General features: G+C 64.1%; 1 protein-coding gene. It reads right to left on the reverse strand.

What is annotated here, in order from left to right; all coding sequences use genetic code 11:
* Window positions 1-186: 186 nt before the first annotated feature.
* Window positions 187-1,398, reverse strand: a complete 1,212-nt coding sequence (locus tag ACAG26_RS27615) for an IS30 family transposase (protein WP_370486262.1) — start codon at window positions 1,396-1,398, stop codon at window positions 187-189.
* Window positions 1,399-1,446 lie beyond the last annotated feature (48 nt).

Here is a 1,446-nt window from a genome sequence, read left to right on the forward strand (position 1 = left end):
TTTGCGCGTTAGGGGCCGCAGAGGCTTCGGGGTCAAGGGCGGGCCGCAAGGCCCGTCGCGCAGCGAGCGCGGCAGCGCCCCTTGATGCCGGAGGGGCGGCCCCGTAGCCTCCGCGCGGCGCGGGGCTAGGGAAATCTGTGGCGGCGAAGCCGCCTCCGTGTGGTCTACCCGAGATCGGCTCTCAGCTCAGGCGGCAGCCGCGTGCTCGAGCAGAGCAGCCAGCCGCTGGGCCGGTGTGTCCAGATCGAGGGTGGGCCGGGGGCGTTGGTTGAGCTTGTCGGCGACGCGCTTGAGATCATCCTTGCTGTAACCAGACAGGTCAGTGCCTTTTTCGAACCAGAACCGCAACAACCGATTGGTGTTCTCGTTACTGCCGCGCTGCCACGGAGAATGCGGATCGCAGAAGAACACCGGGGTGCCCAGCTGCAACTGAATCTGCTCCCAGCTGGCCATCTCACTGCCGCGGTCCCAGGTAATGGATCGGCGCAGATGATCGGGCAGCTCGGCCATGGCCTCGATCATCGCCGCAGCCACCGACGGCGCGGTGTGATCGTTGGGCAGATGCAGCAAGATGGTGAACCGGGTGGTGCGCTCCACCAACGTGCCGATCGCGCTGCCGTGGCCGGCGCCCAAGATCAAATCACCTTCCCAGTGGCCCGGCACGGCACGCTCCTCGGCCTCGGCGGGACGATCACGAATGGTGAACACCTCACCCGGGGCGTAAACCCCGGTGCGCGGCGTTGAGCTGCGCGGTTTGCGTGCTGAACGCTTCGTGGACAGGCATTTGCACAGGTCAGCGCGCAGCTGGCCACGAGTCTGCACATACAAGCACTTGTAGATGGTTTCGTGGCTCACCTGCATCAGCTTGTCATCAGGGTAATCGCGGGCCACCACATCGGCGATCAGCTTCGGACTCCACCCATCATCCATCCAAGATTCGATGGCCTTACACAACCGGGCGTTGTTCAGCTTGAATTCCTTGGGCCGGCGGGCCTTCTGTGCTGCGCGAGCATGAGCCATCCCAGCGTGGTAGTCACCGTCGAGGTTGCGGTTACGCACCACCTCCCGATACACCACCGACCGATCCCGCCCGATCCGCCGCCCGATCTCGGCGTAGCTTTCTTTGGCGTCCAGGCCACGCATGATCTCAATGCGCTCCTCGAGGTTTAGCCGATGCCCTAGCCCACCCGGCAGGGACAAGTTCCCCGGATCGGCGAGCCCCCGAGCGCCCCTACCACCCTTAACAAGTTGCATACCTCCAGCTTGCCGCCACCAGCGCCACCCGGTGAAATGCGAAAACCCCAAGTCCAACGACGCCCGCGAAACCCCCACCCCGCCACAGACGCGATCAAACAACTCCCTCTTCACCGAACCCACAACCGGATAACCACGCGGCACAGCAACCTCCAAAACCACTAGACGTTGCACTGACCGTATGAATCCGCC

Source organism: Mycobacterium sp. pUA109 (assembly GCF_041287095.1).
Classification (GTDB): domain Bacteria; phylum Actinomycetota; class Actinomycetes; order Mycobacteriales; family Mycobacteriaceae; genus Mycobacterium.